This window comes from Nocardia niigatensis NBRC 100131, assembly GCF_000308655.1.
In the GTDB taxonomy this organism is placed as follows: Bacteria; Actinomycetota; Actinomycetes; order Mycobacteriales; family Mycobacteriaceae; genus Nocardia; species Nocardia niigatensis.
The window spans coordinates 1-15,151 of sequence record NZ_BAGC01000033.1; the positions used below are offsets into that span (position 1 = coordinate 1).

The window sequence follows — 15,151 nt, forward strand, 5'->3', positions numbered from 1 at the left end:
GGCCGTTGCCTGAGGACACCGTGGAGGTCGTCGTGCGGGCGTGCTGGGCGTTGGCGCTGTGCACGGAGCTGTACCGCAATCCGCTCGTCTTCCCCAATTCCCCGCTGGCCGAACCGATTCGCAGTGGCCGGTTCACCACCGAGGACCTGCTGACGCTCGCTCCTGGCGACGCCGTCGCCGAGATCCGGTCGCTGTATCAGCTCGCGCTGGCCGAACTGGCCGACTTCCTCTCCGCCACAACGCCGGTGGCGGTCCTGGGCCCGACATTCTCGGCCTCGAAGCTGTGCGCCGCCGATGCCGACCTCATCGTGGACGGTGTCCTGATCGAGGTGAAAACCCGCCTCGGCGTAGCCAACCGCAGGACAGGGCAACGATCGGACTCGCTGCCGCTGACCGACATCTACCAGATCATCGGCTACGCGCTGTTCGACACCACCGACACCTTCGCCATCCACACCGCGGCCCTCTACTCCGCCCGCTACGGCGCACTGCACACCTGGCCGCTCCAACACCTGCTCGACACCCTCGCCGATGAGCCGATCGACCTCGCGGCCGAACGCGCCCACGTATGGAAACTTCTCGGCGGCCAGCAGATTCCGGCGGTCCCCACGCCCGGCGGTGAAACGCTGGCACGTCAGTCCTTGCCCATCACGGACTCCATGCGGTCGGCGAGCTTGGTGAGCAGGCTCGGCAGGTTAGTCCGCCGAGTACAACATCGATGATCTCCCCGAGCGGCCCGCCGAGGTGGTCGGCCACGATCAGCACACGTCCGCAGCACCAGTCGTCTGGTGGGCCGGCCTCCGTCGATAGGGGCGTGCCATCGCATCCGACCATTCGTGCCGAAGTTGATCTTCGATGCCGCGAAAGCCTCTGAGGTGCAGCAAAATTGGTGCACCTCCCCGAAAGGTCGATACGTGCCCAAACCCTTGATCACGATGGCCGCGATGGCGGTGGCCGCGGCTGCGATCACGGGCTGCAGCGAGCACCGCAGCAGCCCGTTGACTCCGCCTTCCCCGCAGACCTCCGCACCCGTCCTCGGCGGCGGCCAGCTCCCGGACATGATCGAGGTCCCGATTACCACCCCCGCATCGACACCATCGTCGACCATGGCCGGGTGACGGCCTGTGGGGTCCAGTTGGCCGAAGAGTCGCGTTGAGCACTATTCCTGAGCGTGATCGACTCAAGACGCTCGCATCAGCGGCCAAGAAGGTCAACGCCGAACGCATCAGTGTCTCGTCCGCGCCGGACAGAGGAAGGGTGGTAATGCTGCGCGGCACCCGCAACATTGCCGCCGGACGCGCGATCTGCACCGGTGCGCCGAAGAACCGCTCGTACCGGTCGATCGGCGCGCGCGGTCGATACGGTCGGTCCACCGACCGCAGCCCGTACCGGCCTCCCAGCAGGAATTCGAGGGCGCGATGAACGAAGCCGAGTCCCAGATCCATCCCTTGTGCTGAGACGAGTCGCTCATCCGGCGAGACCCCGTATCGCAGAGCCAGCACCCCTCGTGCTCCGTTGGGGTCTGCCTCCGCTGCGATGCTCATTCCCTGGGCATGCAGGAACAGGTACCGCGACGTGCATTCGAGCACCGTGGCGACGGTCGGTGCGTTCCGGATCGCCAAAGCCAGCGGACCCGGCGATCCCAGATCCTGGCGCGTGGCCACCCGTAATCCGAGATCCGGGCAGTCCAGCACCCGCGCGGCGGACTCGAGGACCCTGGCAACAGCGAGGTCCGAGACGAGTCACGTCGTCACTGTCAAGAGCGACCGGCGAGAGCCTTGCCCTCGCGGCAAGCTCGTCCGCGTCACCACCAAGCTCGGCCACAGTGGCGCGGAACCCCCGCAGCGCGGCGGAACGGATCGTTGACATGTCGCCCAGTATCAAATCTCAGGCATCACAGAGCAAGGAAGGAATCTCGGTCCGATGAACAACCCGCAGCCACCCGATCATGACTGGAAACTTCTCGGCGGCCAGCAGATTCCGGCGATCCCCACACCCTGCGGTGAAACGCCAACGCGTCAGTCCTTGTCCATCACCGACTCCATGCGGTCAGCGAGCTCGGCGAGCAGGCTCGGCAGGTTGCTGCGTCGAGTTCAACGTCGATGATCTCCCCGAGCGACACGCCGGGGTGATCGGCCACGATCAGCGCGCCCCCGCAGCGCCAGTCGTCCGGTGGGCCGGCCGCCGGTAGGGGCGTGCCATCGCATCCGACCATTCGTGCCGAAGTTGATCTTCAACACTGCGAAAGCCATTGCGGTGCAGCAAAATTGATGCACCCCCCTGAAAGGTCGATACGTGCCCAAACCCTTGATCACGATGGCAACGATGGCGGTGGCCGCAGCTGCGATCGCGGGCTGCAGCGACCACCGCAGCAGCCCGTTGACTCCGCCTTCCCCGCAGACCTCCGCACCCGATCACCGGCACCGTGTCAGAGCCCGGATGTCCCGAGTCCCTGCCAGCCGGCAACCCCGAGGCGCCGAAGGACCGATCGGCGCGACCTTGTCAGTCCATCAGCGCGCGTAACAGCGGCTGATTCCAGCTCCGGGATTCGAGGTCGTAGAGGGCGAAGGTGGGCGCGAAAGACCAGCAGCCCCAGGAGAACCCGCGTTCTTCGGCTTGGCGCCTGTTGAACTCGGTCCAGCAGGCGCGGCTGGCCGGGTCGGCTTTGGCGGTGGTGCCGAACTCGCCGACGAAAACGGGGCGCTGGTTGGCCTCGGCCCATGCGGCCAGGCCCTCGTAGCCCGCCGCCAATTCGCCGCGCTGCTGGTCGGTTCCGGTCCAGGTGGTGCCCAGCCATGAGCGCGGATCGCCGAACGGGGTGTCGGCACCCAGCCATTGCTCGCCCTGCATGGTGAAGGTGATCGGCCAGTACTGATGGACGGTGACGATCAGGTCGGGGTCCTCGGGCAGCGCCAACTGGGGCAGCATGCGAATGTTGTTGTAAGCGCCGGGCCCGAAGACGACGGCGCGCTCGGTGTCGGTCTTGCGGATCACGGCCAGTAGCTCGCGCAGGGTGTCGTTCCACAGCGGGTCGAGGGCATCACGCGGTTCGGTGAACGGCTCGAGCACCACCGACCGCGGGCGGTCGGCGAACGCAGTCGCGACCTGGTCGGTGATAGACAGCAGGCGCGGCAGGTACCGGGTCGGGTTCGCGATCAGGTCCGGGTCGAGGAAATTGGTGAGCACCACCGCCAGGTCACGTTCGGCCGCCAGGTCCAGATAGGTGTGCACGCGGTCCACAGCCTGTGGTGCGATACGGAATTCGGGTGCGTCGCCGCAGTGCGCCGCCCAGTACACACCCAGCCGGACCGCGGAGAACCCCGCCCGCCCGAAGAGGTCGAATTCGTGTGCAGTCAACTCGACGGTGTAGCCGGACTCCAACTCGGACCCGAGGTCCGGGCACACGTTGATCGTGCGGGCCAGCAGCCGGTTGATGTCATGAATGGTCATCGGAGTACTCCTCATCGGCGAGAGGCCAGGTCAATGTGCCCTGGCGGAGGTCGGCGGCGAAGGCGAGCAGCCAATCGCGTTCGGCACGTCGTAGTGCTTGGGCGTAGGTGTGATCGGTGAGGAAGACCGGCTCGACGTGCGACGCGGCAGAGAGCCCGGCCTCGACCTCCTCGACGGTGGCGTCGATACGCTCGGCGCGACGCGAGACCAGTTCCGCCACTTCACTTCCGGGTAGCGCGAACATGAACGCCAGCGCCGCGGCGAACGCGGCCGCGTCGTGCGTGGGATCGCTGAGCACCTTCCGCAGCCCGGTCTTCAGCGCAGTGATCCCGGCCGGGGTGATGCGGTAGACCGTGCGCTCCGGCCGGTTTCCGGAGCGCGTCGGGTCGTCCTGCTCGACCAGTCCGGCCGCCGTCAGCCGGGGCAGCAGGTCGTAGAGCGTCGCGTGCTTGAGCTTGAGAGTGCGGTCGAGCCCGCGCTCGCGCAACAGGGTTCGCATCTCATACGGGTGCCGCGCGCTTTCCGCCAGGAGTCCCAGCACGGCCAGGGCGGGAAGACTGAACAGTGGCCTGGGCGGCATGCTCCCCCTTTAGTCGAATTCGATTGATCGAATTCGACCATACGTGGCGACAGGTCACCACAGCCAGTGGGGGTCGCCGTAGTGGTTCACCGATCACGTGAAGCTGGTCAGCAGCGAGGTATCGGTATTCGACACCGCGATGGTGTTCATTCGGTCGTCCGTGGCGTTCGGGATCACCGAGCATCGCGCCGCGATCAACCGCCGATCCTCGTCATCCAGGTAGCAGAACCGTTCCAAATCCACCCGCGACAACACACCGACGACCTACCTCAGCGGCCAACTGCTGACACCAATCTCACGAGACAACCGATGACACCCACTCTCTACCAGTGGATTACGTCAAATCCGTTGTTTTCCGGGCCGTTCAGCTGCTCGGTCGAGGGAACTCCTCCACCACGACCGAGCAGCCGAGAGAGCCGTGACCTCGGCCAGCATCCCGGGGTGAACAGCTGGTGCTGCTCATCGCCAGTCGATGACGTGCATCAACAGGTCGCGATGAGGAACTGCTCGGAATCCGCCGGGCGAAGCCCGTCGGTGCGGCCGGTGAAGTAGCGCTCGATCAAGGTACCCGGTGAAACATGGTGGGCGGTGGCGAAACCCGCTTCCTTGGCCAGTGCCAGGATCTCGTCGGGGTGGTAGAAGCTGATGAACGGTGTGCCTGATTCGCGGGCACCGTGCTCGGCGTACCGGCGCATCCGCTGTTCTGAGGGGCCGACCGTCTCGATCGGGACCATGAAGGTCATGGCCAGCGTCGATCCACGTGCGAGCTGCGAAATCTCGTGCAGGGTAGCGGTATTCGCTTCTCGGGTGAGGTACATGGAGACGCCGGTCGAGGCGACCACCGCGGGACGGTGTGGGTCGAAACCCGCGGAGGCCAGTCGCTCCCACCAGGAGTCCACCTCGAAATCGACCGGCACCAGCCGAAGTCCCTCCGGAATGCCGTATCCGAGCTCGAGGAGACGTTGCCGCTTCCATGCCTGCGGGCCGGGCTGGTCGACCTCGAACACCGTCAAGCGTTCGGCCAGGTCCGGTCGGCGTTGGACGAAGGTGTCCAGCCCGGCTCCGAGCAGTACGTACTGATCGACGCCGTGCTCGACCTGCTCGGCGACGAGATCCTCGATGAAGCGAGCGCGCGACAGAACACCGGCGCGCATGGGCCCGGTGGTCCCCGGTTCCATGTCGGGACGGTTGCGCCACCCGTCGTCCGGCGCCGCCAGCCGCAGACCGATGTCGTCACGGAAAACGTACGGGGAAGAATCGACTTCGAGATGCAAGGCCCGCCACAGCGCGACCCGGACCGCGGTATGTTCGGCGGCAATCGATTTCGCCACAGCCATCACTGCTTGTCCAGTGGGGCCTGCAGGTTCCACAGCCGTCCGTCGGGGTCGCGGACGACCATTTCCTGCGTACCGTAATGCGTCTGCTCGAACTCGGAGACGATGTCGACCTCGCCGCCGGGGTGGTTCCGAGCGCTGTCGACCTGAAGGACCAGCCGGGTCCGGGTCGGCTCGGACGGCGGGATCTCGGCGACGAAAACGTAGGGCCCGGTCTCGTTGCGGAACTGCCCCGAATTGTGCCCGGTCTCGAACTCGATCTCGAAACCCATGTCCTGCAGGAACTTTGCCGTCTTTCCCCAGTTGTGTGTCTCCAGGAACACGGCCTCGATGCCTCGGGTCGTCATGTCAATCCTCTCCCTGTGCCGACTGTCGGTGGGTGTCGTCCAAGTACGCCCGCAGCGCGTCGGCCACCAGCGCCGACAACGACATCCCCGACTCGATCGCCTGAAACTTGACCTGCTTGATCAGCCCGATCGGCAGGTAGATGTTGAACTGCTTCACATCCTCGTCGCCCACATCCACGATGCTAGCATGCTAGCAAGCTATCCGAGGCATTCGCTAAGCGGTCGGCATCTCAGTGCGGAAGGACGGAGTCACACGTAGGTACATCGCTAGCGTGCGGTATCGGGCGTCAGAGTCGGCGCGAATGCGCTGCATTCGGCAGTTGTGGACATTCCGCCGGCCTCGGATCGGCACGGCCAGTTGATTCCGATGCCCCGCGCTGGCCGGTTCGGTCGGCGCGGTATGCGGCAGAACAGTGCGTTCTCGGCGCCGTGTAGATGGACGTGGCGGTGTCCACAGATAGTGGGGGGATCACCTCCGTGACCACCCAAGGAGGCACCGCGTGTATCCGGATTTTGCTGACATTCGGGTGACGAGTCGCAGATGAGAGTTCCTACCAGAATGTCAGCGGGTGATTCCCGGTGAGCAGGATCAGCGGGCGCTGGTGACGCAAGTTGTCGCATTCTGAACAGTTAGCCCAGTTAGTGCCGCGTGATCGGGCCCGCCGCGCGCCTGGGCTTGGGCCAGTAGGGATTTCGCCCGCGTTCGGGCAGAGCCCGCAGGACGGGCCGAGAGGCCGCGCGAAGCGATCGCGATCTGGACCTGACCCCGGGGCCCGTCGCGGTCGCGTCTACTGGAACCTGACGCCGGAGGAAGGATTCGAGGCGATGCTGGGCCGGCTGCGGTCCCCACTGCTGCGCGAGGCCCTGACCCACGCCGAGCCCGCCGGCGCGGTGCGCGGATTCCGGCCCAAACCCAGTGCGCGACACCACTATCATCGCCACTCCCCTGACGGCCTGGTCGTCATCGGGGACGCCAACACCTCGGTGAACCCGGTTTATGGACAGGGCTTGACGGTCGCCGCGTTCGGCGCGCAAGCCCTGGCCCGCGCCGTCGCGACCCACGACGGGATCGGCCACGCGGCCGCCCGCGCCGCGCGACGAGACATCCACACCGCCTCTACGCAAGCCTGGCTGATCTCCGGCGCCGAAGACGCCCGCTTCCCCAGCACGGTCGGTGGCCCATCGAATGTGCTCGTGAAAGCCCAGCATCGGTTCCTCGACCGGGCGCTGGCCCGTGCGAGCACCGACCCGCGGGTCGCGAAGGCGTTCCACGACACCATGTCGATGGTCTCCCCCGCCGCGCTACTGCGTCCCACAGTCCTGAGCTCGGTACTGCTGGGGGCCCGCTGACATGCGCACCACTACGACACCGGCTGGGCCGCAGCCGGATTCGCTGTTCCACGACGGGTACCCGTTCAACGTCGCCGCGTGGCTCCCGCCCGCGGCCGACGCCGCGGCCACCCCTGCCCAGATCGCGCACCACCAGCGTTACACCCGCATCGGCGACCCGGCCGCCGACGCCGTGGTCGAAATGTTCCGCACTCTAAGCAGCTGTGGGCAGGAGACTTGTGGAGATCGGACTAACCCGGCTCATCGATGAGAGGCTCGGCGTTCACGTCGCGGAGAGCCGGCAGTTCAACGCGTCCGCGAAACCTGTTGCCGGTCCCGCCACCTTCGAGGAACTTCGTCAGGTGCGGGACAGGCAGGCCGTGTCCCGCCCGTCGTCGGACAGCCGGGCAACCGTGTACACCGCCGAACTCGGCGACCGTCGAGTCCCGGTGCGGGTCACGGTTCCCCGGGAAGCGGGGATCCGAGCCGCCTGTCTCGAGATCCACGCTGGCGGCTTCTACCTGGGCTCAGCGGCGAGCGAGGATGCCCGCAACGCACGACTTGCCGACGCGCTCGGAGTAGCCGTGGTGAGCGTCGACTATCGACTGGCCCCGGAGCATCCCTGGCCCGCCGCACCCGACGACTGCGAAACCGCCGCACTCTGGCTCCTCGACCATGCCGAGTCATTGTTCGGGACAACGGATCTGGCGATCGGCGGAGCGTCAGCGGGATCCACTCTGGTCATGACCACCCTGCTGCGGCTGCGAGACCGAGGCCTGGCCGGGCGATTCGCCGGTGCCGTCCTGCAATTCGGCGCCTACGACCTCAGCGGGCAATCGCCCGGCGGCAGACTCTACGGCGACGAGTACTTCATCCAGGCATACGCCGGCCACATCGCCGACCGCACCGACCCCGACATCTCGCCCCTCTACGGCGACCTCACCAACCTGCCGCCGACGCTGCTGATGGTCGGCGCGCTCGATCTCCTGCTCGAAGACAATCTGGCCATGGCAGCCCGCCTGTCCGCAGCGGGAAACGCAGTGGACCTCCGCGTCTACCCGGAGTCCGCCCACAACTTCACCTCCCGCCCGACCGGCATGGCCGCCGCCGCCCTCCGCGACGCCGATTCGTGGCTCGCCCAACGCCTGGCCGGGAAATAACCACCCGACCACACGAACCCGAATTCCGCGTTGACCTGGAATTCGATGACCGAGTGGCGGGTCGGAGGCAGCGGACGGGCCCGATCGCCAGCATGATGGTGGGATGGCTGAACGGGTGAGTGCATGCGTGCGTTACTGACAATGGTGGTGCTCCTGGCGATCGCGGTGGTCGTCGGAGACCGGGTAGGGGTCGTGATGGCGCAGAACGAGATCGGGCGCAGAATCGCCACCGGGTACAACCTTCCGAACCAGCCGCGCGTCGAGATCGGCGGTTTCCCATTCTTGACGCAGGCCGTCGACGGCACTTTCCAGAACATCGACATCCAGGTGGGCGACTGGAGTGACCAGCAGATCTCCGTCCATAATCTCGCGGTCGCGCTCAACGACGTCTCCGCACCGCTGAGCGACGTGGTGCACGGCCGCACCTCGAATCTGGTTGCCGCGACGGCGACCGCGACGGCGCTGGTGCCCTACGACGACGTGCGGAAATTCGCGCCGGAGGGAGTGGGCTCGATCTCCTACGCCGCGGACGGGCTACGCGTCACCGGGACGTTCTCGGTGGAGGGGCTGTCGGTGCCCGGGACGGTTGTCGTCACCGTCGCACCGACCCAGGACGGCATCGAGGTGACGCCGGTCTCGGTCCAGGCCGCGGCAGGCGGGCCGGCGATTCCCCTGGCCCTGGTGCGACAGAACCTCACCTTCACCGTGCCGCTGGAGCGACTGCCGCTCGGAGCGCAGCTGACGTCCATCCAGCCGGGCGTCGACGGGCTGCGCGTCACCGCGGTCGCCCACTCCGTCCGCTTCTCCGACCTGTCGTAGAAACGCCGATGACCCGCGGTCGAGGTGGCGCTGTCACATTTCCCGCGTGGCGCTGGTCGAGGAGATGACACCACGGAGTGCATCCCCACAGGAGAAGACCGATTGCCACCATCACCCAGCAGTTCCCGGGCCAGACCACCACCCCGGCCGCGCGCGGGCGGATTCGCACCTACGCCTACTGGGCGTGCACGATCAGCCTGGCGTTCATGATGGTCAGCGGCGCATACGGCGAATACACCCATCAGTACGGGACCCCGAGAGCCACACGATCCTGGGCTACCCGACCTACCTCCTGACGCTCATCGCGACGTGGAAAGTGCTGGGCAGCGCGGCGATTCTGGTCCCGGGTTCCCGCGGTTGAAGGAATGGGCCTACGCCGGAATGTTCTTCAACATGACCGGAGCCTTCATCTCGTACCTGGTCGAACGCGACTACGGCGCCGCCGGCATGCATCTCACCGTCACCGCGGGCATCGTCGCGCTGGTGCTCGCGTCCTGGGCGCTGCGCCCCGCGGACCGGATGCTCGTGCCGATGAACAGCGGCCGATGAGTTCGCGGCTCGCGACCCGTCTCCATTCCCATGACGCAGATGCTGTGGCACATCACGATGTCGGTCGACGGATTCATCGCACCCGAGGACGACTCCACGGAGTGGATGTTCGGTCACGGGTCGGCGGGCCCGCTGGGGGTGGAGGCGATGCGGCGGACCGGGGCCGTCCTGTCCGGCCGGCGCGGATACGACCTGGGCAATCGGGCCGGCGCCGGCGATCGAAAACTGTACGGCGGCATGTGGTCCGGGCCGATGTTCGTGCTCACCCATCGGCCGGGGGACGCACCGCCCGATCCCGATGTCACCTTCCTGTCCTGCGGCATCGCGGAGGCGGTCGCCGCCGCGAAGGCCGCGGCGGGGGAGGGCGACGTCGGGATCTTCGGCGCGAACATGGCCCGCCAATGCCTCGAGGCCGGGTTGGTGGACGAGATCGTCATGCACCTGGTGCCGGTCCTGCTCGGCTCCGGCGTGCGACTGTTCGAGGGGGCCGTGCCGGTGCGGCTGCGCAAGATCCGCTGCGACGATTCCGGCCAGATCACCGATCTCCGATTCCGGGTCGAGCACGGCGATTAACGCCGGAGCCGCGCCGTCGGATCTGGGTTACGGTGATCGGCGGGCACGACGTGGTCGGAGGTAGGCAGGCTGTGGGGCGGACACTCGCGCAGGGGCAGGTTTTCGCGGGCTACACCGTTGAACGGCTGCTCGGGGTGGGCGGGATGGGGGAGGTCTATCTCGCGAAGGACCGGGATCTGCCGCGCTCGGTGGCGTTGAAGCTCTTGGCTTCCGGCAAGGCCGACGACTCCGAGGTGCGGGCGCGCTTCCTGCGGGAGGCCGATACCGCTGCGCGGCTGTCGCATCCGAACATCGTCGCGGTGTACGCGCGCGGCAATGACGAACACCGCCTCTGGATGGCCATGCAGTACGTCGAGGGCACCGACGTGTCGGCGATCCTGCGCGACGGACCGGTCCGGCCCGACCACGCGGTCCGCATCATCGGGGAGACCGCACGGGCACTGGACCACGCACACCGGGCCGGAGTGCTGCACCGAGACGTGAAACCGGCCAATATCCTGCTCGCCTGGGGACCGGATCAGCGAGTGTATTTGGCGGACTTCGGAATTGCGAAGGCCGTCGACCACACCAGCGCGCTGACCCGGACCGGCGAAATGTATGCCAGCTTCCAATACGCGGCCCCCGAACAATTCGAACTGCGCGGCGACACCGACCATCGGGCCGACGTCTACGCCCTGGGCTGCACACTGTTCCACATGCTCACCGGCCGGCTGCCCTATCCGGGCGAGAGCACCGCGCAGCTGGTGGCAGCCCACCTCAGCGCCGATATACCCCGCCCGAGCCTGGTGCACACCACGGTGCCCACCGCCTTCGACGCGGTCATCGACCGGGCACTCGCCAAGAACCGGGACCAGCGCTTCGGCAGCTGCGGCGAACTGGCCGCGGCCGCCGCGCAGGCGCTCACGGCCACCACCGGCCGCTGGGGACCAGAGGTCCGCAAGGACGGATCCGCCGGGCCGGGCACCGGCCTGCCGTCGAATTCCGCTGCGGCACAGACCCGGATGGGCTTCGACCCGAGCAAGTTCACGGGCGCGATCACCAAACCCAGCATGCCCACCCAGCCCGCACCGGTCTCGTACGGTGAGCCGCCGACACCACTCAATGCGCAGTACGCGCTGCCCGAGACCCAGCTCAATCCCGACGACCAGGCTCCGTTCACTGCTCCGCGGCTGCAATACGACGGCCCGGCAGGTAGCGGTCTTCGCCCTGTCGACACCATGCCGCATCCTGGCGATGCGGCCCGGACCCCGGTAGCCATTGCGTCCTCGTCGACCCCGGACCGCCGCGCCCGTAAGGCCCTCGTCGGCGCCTTCCTGCTCGCTCTCCTGCTGGCCGGTGGCCTCGGCGCTGGATTCGGAACGGGCGCAATCCACTTCGGCAACGGCAACAGCCGCCCCATCTCCCAGCCGCCCGTGGCCGGCGACGCCTCCCAGGCGGCCGCCACCAAGGCCGCCTGCGACTACTCCGAACTCATGACCACCTACGACTACGGCAATGGCGACGACTGGCAGTCCAAGGTGATCGCGGGCGCGACCGGTGCCTGGAAATCCGAGGCCCAGACGCTGCTGCCGACCATTCGGCTACTGCTGGAGCAGGATTCCGAGCACACCCGGGCCGCCGACGCGACCTGCACCGTGACCTCGGGCAGCGGCACCCATTACGACCTCGCCGTCGACGTCACCCAGGTCAACTCCACCCAGGGCAAGGCCGGCACCACCAACCATCAGAAGATCACCCTGTCCATGGACTACGCGGACGGGAAATGGCTGTGCAGCAATCTGGTGAGCCCGCTTTTTCCCAGCTGACCGGTCGGTTCAGCCCGTGCCGATGATTCTGTGACCGAACCGATTTCGCACCATTCCGGGCGCCGCTCCTTATAGCGCTGAGGACTGATCGTGCGATAGATTCGCAGCGGATTCGTGCTCGGAGCGGGCGTCGGAAGGAATCGAGCGTGGGGAATTCTGGCGCGGGGGACGGTGCCGGGACAATGCGGGTACTGGTCGACAATGGTGAGTACTGGCTACGCAATCGGGGCGACATCGCCATGATGGTGATGACCGTCGAGCGCCTGCGGGAACGGTGGCCGCACGCCCGCATCGGCATGCTCACCGACGAACCCCATATCCTGCGCGGCGTCCTGCCGCAGGCCGAACCCGTGGCCGCTCACTCCGGTGGGCACTGGGGCAGAGACGGTCTCGCGGGCCGACTCGAGGAGGCCGCCGGCGTCCACGTGATCGGGCCCGCGGCCATGCGCTGGCGCTCGGCCACCGAGGTGCCCAAGCACTATCTGCGCGGCGCGAAGAACTGGGCGCGCAAAGAGGTTCACGTCCTCGCCACCGGCGAGCGGGAACCCGAACCCACCGGCATGCCCGATCTGCCGCCGGTGCCCGCCGCGCTCGCGGACGCCGGCCTCGTCATCGCCCAGGGCGGCGGCTACATGACCGACGTCGATCTCTACCAGGCCCACCGCACCCTCAATCTCCTGGAAGCCGCACAGCGCCAAGGCATTCCCAATGTCATGATCGGCCAGGGCCTGGGGCCCATGCGCGACGCGCACCTGCTGCGCCGCGCGGCCGAGGTCTTGCCCGGCGCGGACCTCATCGCCGTGCGCGAGGGTCTGCGCGGTCCCAAACTGCTGGCCGAACTCGGCGTCGCCGCCGAGAAGATCCTCGTCACCGGTGACGACGCGGTGGAATTCGCCTACCGCCTGCGGCGGCCCTGCATCGGCACCGATCTCGGCCTGTGCCTGCGTATTTCGGACTATTCCAAGGTGAGTGACTCGGCCCGCGACACCCTCGGGGTCGTGGTGCGCCGTGAGGCCGCCGAGCTGAACACCGCACTGGCCCCGCTCATCATCTCCGAATACGACGACGAGGACCGCCGGCATACGCTGCCCCTGCTGACCGGTGCGGCGAGCACCCGGCCCGTCATCGGGCGCGCGGGCACCGCGCAGGACGTGGCGCGGCAGGTCTCGCGCTGCCGGGTCCTGGTGACCAGCGCCTACCACCTCGCGGTTTTCGCGCTCTCCCAGGGCATTCCGGCCGTGGCTGTAACAGCGTCCCAGTACTACGACGACAAATTCTATGGGCTGGCCGACATGTTCGGCGCGGGCGAGGCCGGAGCCGGTCTGCGCATCGTGCATCTGGATGTGGACAACCTCGACGCCGAGCTGTCACGTGCGATCCGCCAGTTGTGGGAGTCCGCGCCGGAACTGCGGGATGCACTGCAGCAGAAGGCAGTTGAGCAGATCGACGCCGGCCGTGCGGGTCTGGATCGGGTGTACGGGCTCGTGGCGGGAGGTGAGGGCGCGCCCGGCGAAACCGCCGAGCCACGTCAGGGGGAATGATGAAGAACCTTTCGGTGTGCGTTCCGGCCTACAATTCCGGTCGCACCCTGCAGACGACGCTGCGCTCGATCCTGGACCAGGACACCGATATCGAGGTGCTCGTCCTGGACAATGCCAGCACCGACGACACCGGCGCCATCGCGAAATCCTTCGACGACCCCCGGGTGCGTGTGCACCGCAACGCGGAACCCCTGCCCATCGGCGAGAACTGGAACAAGGCCGTCTCGCTGACCTCGGGCCGCTTCGTGAAGGTGGTCTGCGCCGATGACATCCTGCTGCCCGGCGCGCTGGATCAGCAGCTGGAGATCATGGGCGACAACGGCATCGCCATCTGCTCATCCAAATTCCAGGTCATCGACGAGCACGGCACGGTCGAGGACGACGATCTCGGCCTGCCGAACCTGCTGGGCCGCCGCGACGCCCGCGCCCTCATGCGCACGATCGTGCACCGCGGCCCCGCCGATTTCGGCCCCACCGCCGCGGCGATCTTCCGCCGCCAGGACTTCGACCGGGTGGGCGGCTTCCGCGGCGACCTGGTCTTCCCGATGGATGTGGACCTCTTCGCTCGCGTGTGCGCCTTCGGCGACTTCTACGGCATGCCGGAAATCCTGGCCGCCTGGCGCAATTCGAGTTTCAACCTGTGCAGCCAGACCTCGACGGTCTCCAAACTGACCGAGATGCTGCGCTTCCATCATCGGCTGGGTGCGGAGTACCCGCAGTACGTCGGGCGGGGAGCGGTGCTCGGCGGCGACTGGCGGCTGGCGCGCGCCGCCGCCGAGCGAGTGCGGGTCCGGACGGTCGCGACCGCATTGCGCCGCCCGGACCTGCTGCACTGACTACATTCTCGACAGCACCGGCTAGATACTGGCGAGCGGCCCGTAGGCGACAACGGTGTCGCCGGTGCTGCTCACCAACCGCACGAACGGCCGGATCGTGGTGGTGCCCAGCACCCCGGACACGGTGGCGTGAAGGCCGGACATGGTGATGCAGCCCTCAGTGCCGGACACATCGCCGCCGGCCGCGTCCACGGACTGGATGCCGGGACCGAAGCCGACGTCGAGGGTCACGCCCAGTGTCGGAATCAGGTTGAAGACATCGGCTTTGGGGTCACTGCCGATCTCGAGCTCGAGGCCGGGCGTCTGGTACTGGAATTCGAGCTTGCCCGACAGCGTGGCCGGATAGCCGACCTGGTAGCCGAGCGTGATGTGGCCGGTCCAGGGATCATCGGCCGGGACATCGGCCTTGAAGCAGGCCTTGCCGCTGTGGAACCACTCGCGGGTGAGCGGGTTGCCGTCGAGCGGCGGCACGAAATCGATCTTGGTATCGGCGGAGATGGCCTGGACCGTCCGGCCCTGATGGTCGACGATCGTATTGGTGGCATCGACGGCGGCCGACGAGGCGCCGCCGCTCAGAACCAGGCCTATGGTGCCCGCGACCGCGACAATCGCGGTCCGAGAGAGCGCAGTCATGGTGTTGCGCATGATGTTCCCATTCCCTCATCAGATGTTGCTGCGTATTGCCCACGCGTGTTTGATGATTCCCCACTGTTGCGGGACGCCGGGCGAGGTCCCCCCGTCCCTTCGGTCGATGATCGACCCCCGCGCCGCGACCAGCGCACTCGAATGCCCTGCGTGCAGGCGCAATCGGATGATCGATATCACAGG

At 67.2% G+C, this 15,151-nt stretch carries 18 protein-coding genes and 1 pseudogene; 11 read left to right on the top strand and 8 right to left on the bottom strand.

The features are described from left to right. A partial coding sequence (locus ON33_RS38055) for a hypothetical protein (protein ID WP_373281022.1) occupies positions 1 to 722 on the top strand: 722 nt, incomplete at its 5' end. 192 nt (positions 723 to 914) lie between these two features. Further along, positions 915 to 1,118: a hypothetical protein gene (locus ON33_RS43170; protein WP_245550384.1), complete on the top strand. Its 204-nt coding sequence runs from the start codon at positions 915 to 917 to the stop codon at positions 1,116 to 1,118. A gap of 189 nt (positions 1,119 to 1,307) precedes the next feature. On the opposite strand, the pseudogene ON33_RS44360 reads toward ON33_RS43170, so the two are convergent. The 7 genes and pseudogenes from ON33_RS44360 to ON33_RS08205 form a co-directional block, all read right to left on the bottom strand. Further along, positions 1,308 to 1,694: pseudogene (locus tag ON33_RS44360) on the bottom strand (AraC family transcriptional regulator ligand-binding domain-containing protein); the annotation flags it as partial. Positions 1,695 to 2,502: 808 nt separating this feature from the next. After that, the gene (locus tag ON33_RS08185) at positions 2,503 to 3,450 is read right to left on the bottom strand and encodes a glycoside hydrolase family 5 protein (protein ID WP_051151795.1); all 948 of its coding nucleotides are present in this window, start codon (positions 3,448 to 3,450) and stop codon (positions 2,503 to 2,505) included. Continuing rightward, complete coding sequence (locus ON33_RS08190; protein WP_051151796.1) at positions 3,437 to 4,030, bottom strand: PadR family transcriptional regulator; 594 nt, start codon at positions 4,028 to 4,030, stop codon at positions 3,437 to 3,439. Before ON33_RS08190 ends, ON33_RS08185 begins: the two co-directional genes overlap by 14 nt. A gap of 93 nt (positions 4,031 to 4,123) precedes the next feature. After that, positions 4,124 to 4,273 carry a hypothetical protein gene (locus ON33_RS41035; RefSeq protein WP_157184451.1) on the bottom strand — a complete coding sequence of 50 codons (150 nt, stop codon included), beginning with the start codon at positions 4,271 to 4,273 and terminating at the stop codon, positions 4,124 to 4,126. A 239-nt stretch (positions 4,274 to 4,512) separates the two neighbouring features. Beyond that, the gene (locus tag ON33_RS08195) at positions 4,513 to 5,367 is read right to left on the bottom strand and encodes a class I SAM-dependent methyltransferase (protein WP_040857164.1); all 855 of its coding nucleotides are present in this window, start codon (positions 5,365 to 5,367) and stop codon (positions 4,513 to 4,515) included. Beyond that, complete coding sequence (locus ON33_RS08200; protein WP_040857165.1) at positions 5,367 to 5,711, bottom strand: VOC family protein; 345 nt, start codon at positions 5,709 to 5,711, stop codon at positions 5,367 to 5,369. Before ON33_RS08200 ends, ON33_RS08195 begins: the two co-directional genes overlap by 1 nt. A 1-nt stretch (position 5,712) precedes the next feature. Then, positions 5,713 to 5,883, bottom strand: coding sequence for a hypothetical protein (locus tag ON33_RS08205; RefSeq protein WP_040857433.1), 171 nt, complete (start codon positions 5,881 to 5,883; stop codon positions 5,713 to 5,715). 653 nt (positions 5,884 to 6,536) lie between these two features. Here ON33_RS08205 and ON33_RS08210 point away from each other — a divergent pair. The 9 genes from ON33_RS08210 (at position 6,537) to ON33_RS08245 (ending at position 14,323) form a co-directional block, all read left to right on the top strand. Then, entirely contained in the window at positions 6,537 to 7,061 is a 525-nt protein-coding gene (locus ON33_RS08210) for a hypothetical protein (RefSeq protein ID WP_051151797.1), read from the top strand. Positions 7,062 to 7,279: 218 nt separating this feature from the next. After that, positions 7,280 to 8,200, top strand: coding sequence for an alpha/beta hydrolase (locus ON33_RS08215; protein WP_051151798.1), 921 nt, complete (start codon positions 7,280 to 7,282; stop codon positions 8,198 to 8,200). 123 nt (positions 8,201 to 8,323) lie between these two features. Continuing rightward, positions 8,324 to 9,019 (top strand): LmeA family phospholipid-binding protein, encoded by a 696-nt coding sequence (locus tag ON33_RS08220; protein WP_040857166.1) that lies wholly within the window; start codon positions 8,324 to 8,326, stop codon positions 9,017 to 9,019. 77 nt (positions 9,020 to 9,096) lie between these two features. Then, positions 9,097 to 9,315 (top strand): hypothetical protein, encoded by a 219-nt coding sequence (locus tag ON33_RS42690; protein WP_218001381.1) that lies wholly within the window; start codon positions 9,097 to 9,099, stop codon positions 9,313 to 9,315. Positions 9,316 to 9,376: 61 nt separating this feature from the next. Then, positions 9,377 to 9,568, top strand: a complete 192-nt coding sequence (locus ON33_RS42695; protein ID WP_218001382.1) for a hypothetical protein — start codon at positions 9,377 to 9,379, stop codon at positions 9,566 to 9,568. Between the two features lie 30 nt (positions 9,569 to 9,598). After that, positions 9,599 to 10,141 (top strand): dihydrofolate reductase family protein, encoded by a 543-nt coding sequence (locus ON33_RS43175; RefSeq protein WP_040857168.1) that lies wholly within the window; start codon positions 9,599 to 9,601, stop codon positions 10,139 to 10,141. A 71-nt stretch (positions 10,142 to 10,212) separates the two neighbouring features. After that, entirely contained in the window at positions 10,213 to 11,946 is a 1,734-nt protein-coding gene (locus ON33_RS38060; protein WP_051151799.1) for a serine/threonine-protein kinase, read from the top strand. Positions 11,947 to 12,092: 146 nt separating this feature from the next. Further along, positions 12,093 to 13,487 carry a polysaccharide pyruvyl transferase family protein gene (locus ON33_RS08240; protein WP_040857169.1) on the top strand — a complete coding sequence of 465 codons (1,395 nt, stop codon included), beginning with the start codon at positions 12,093 to 12,095 and terminating at the stop codon, positions 13,485 to 13,487. Then, positions 13,484 to 14,323 carry a glycosyltransferase family 2 protein gene (locus ON33_RS08245; RefSeq protein WP_040857171.1) on the top strand — a complete coding sequence of 280 codons (840 nt, stop codon included), beginning with the start codon at positions 13,484 to 13,486 and terminating at the stop codon, positions 14,321 to 14,323. Before ON33_RS08240 ends, ON33_RS08245 begins: the two co-directional genes overlap by 4 nt. Before the next feature lie 21 nt (positions 14,324 to 14,344). Here the strand turns inward: ON33_RS08245 and ON33_RS08250 are convergent, their stop codons facing one another. Beyond that, positions 14,345 to 14,956: an MspA family porin gene (locus ON33_RS08250; RefSeq protein ID WP_040857440.1), complete on the bottom strand. Its 612-nt coding sequence runs from the start codon at positions 14,954 to 14,956 to the stop codon at positions 14,345 to 14,347. Between the last annotated feature and the right edge of the window lie 195 nt (positions 14,957 to 15,151).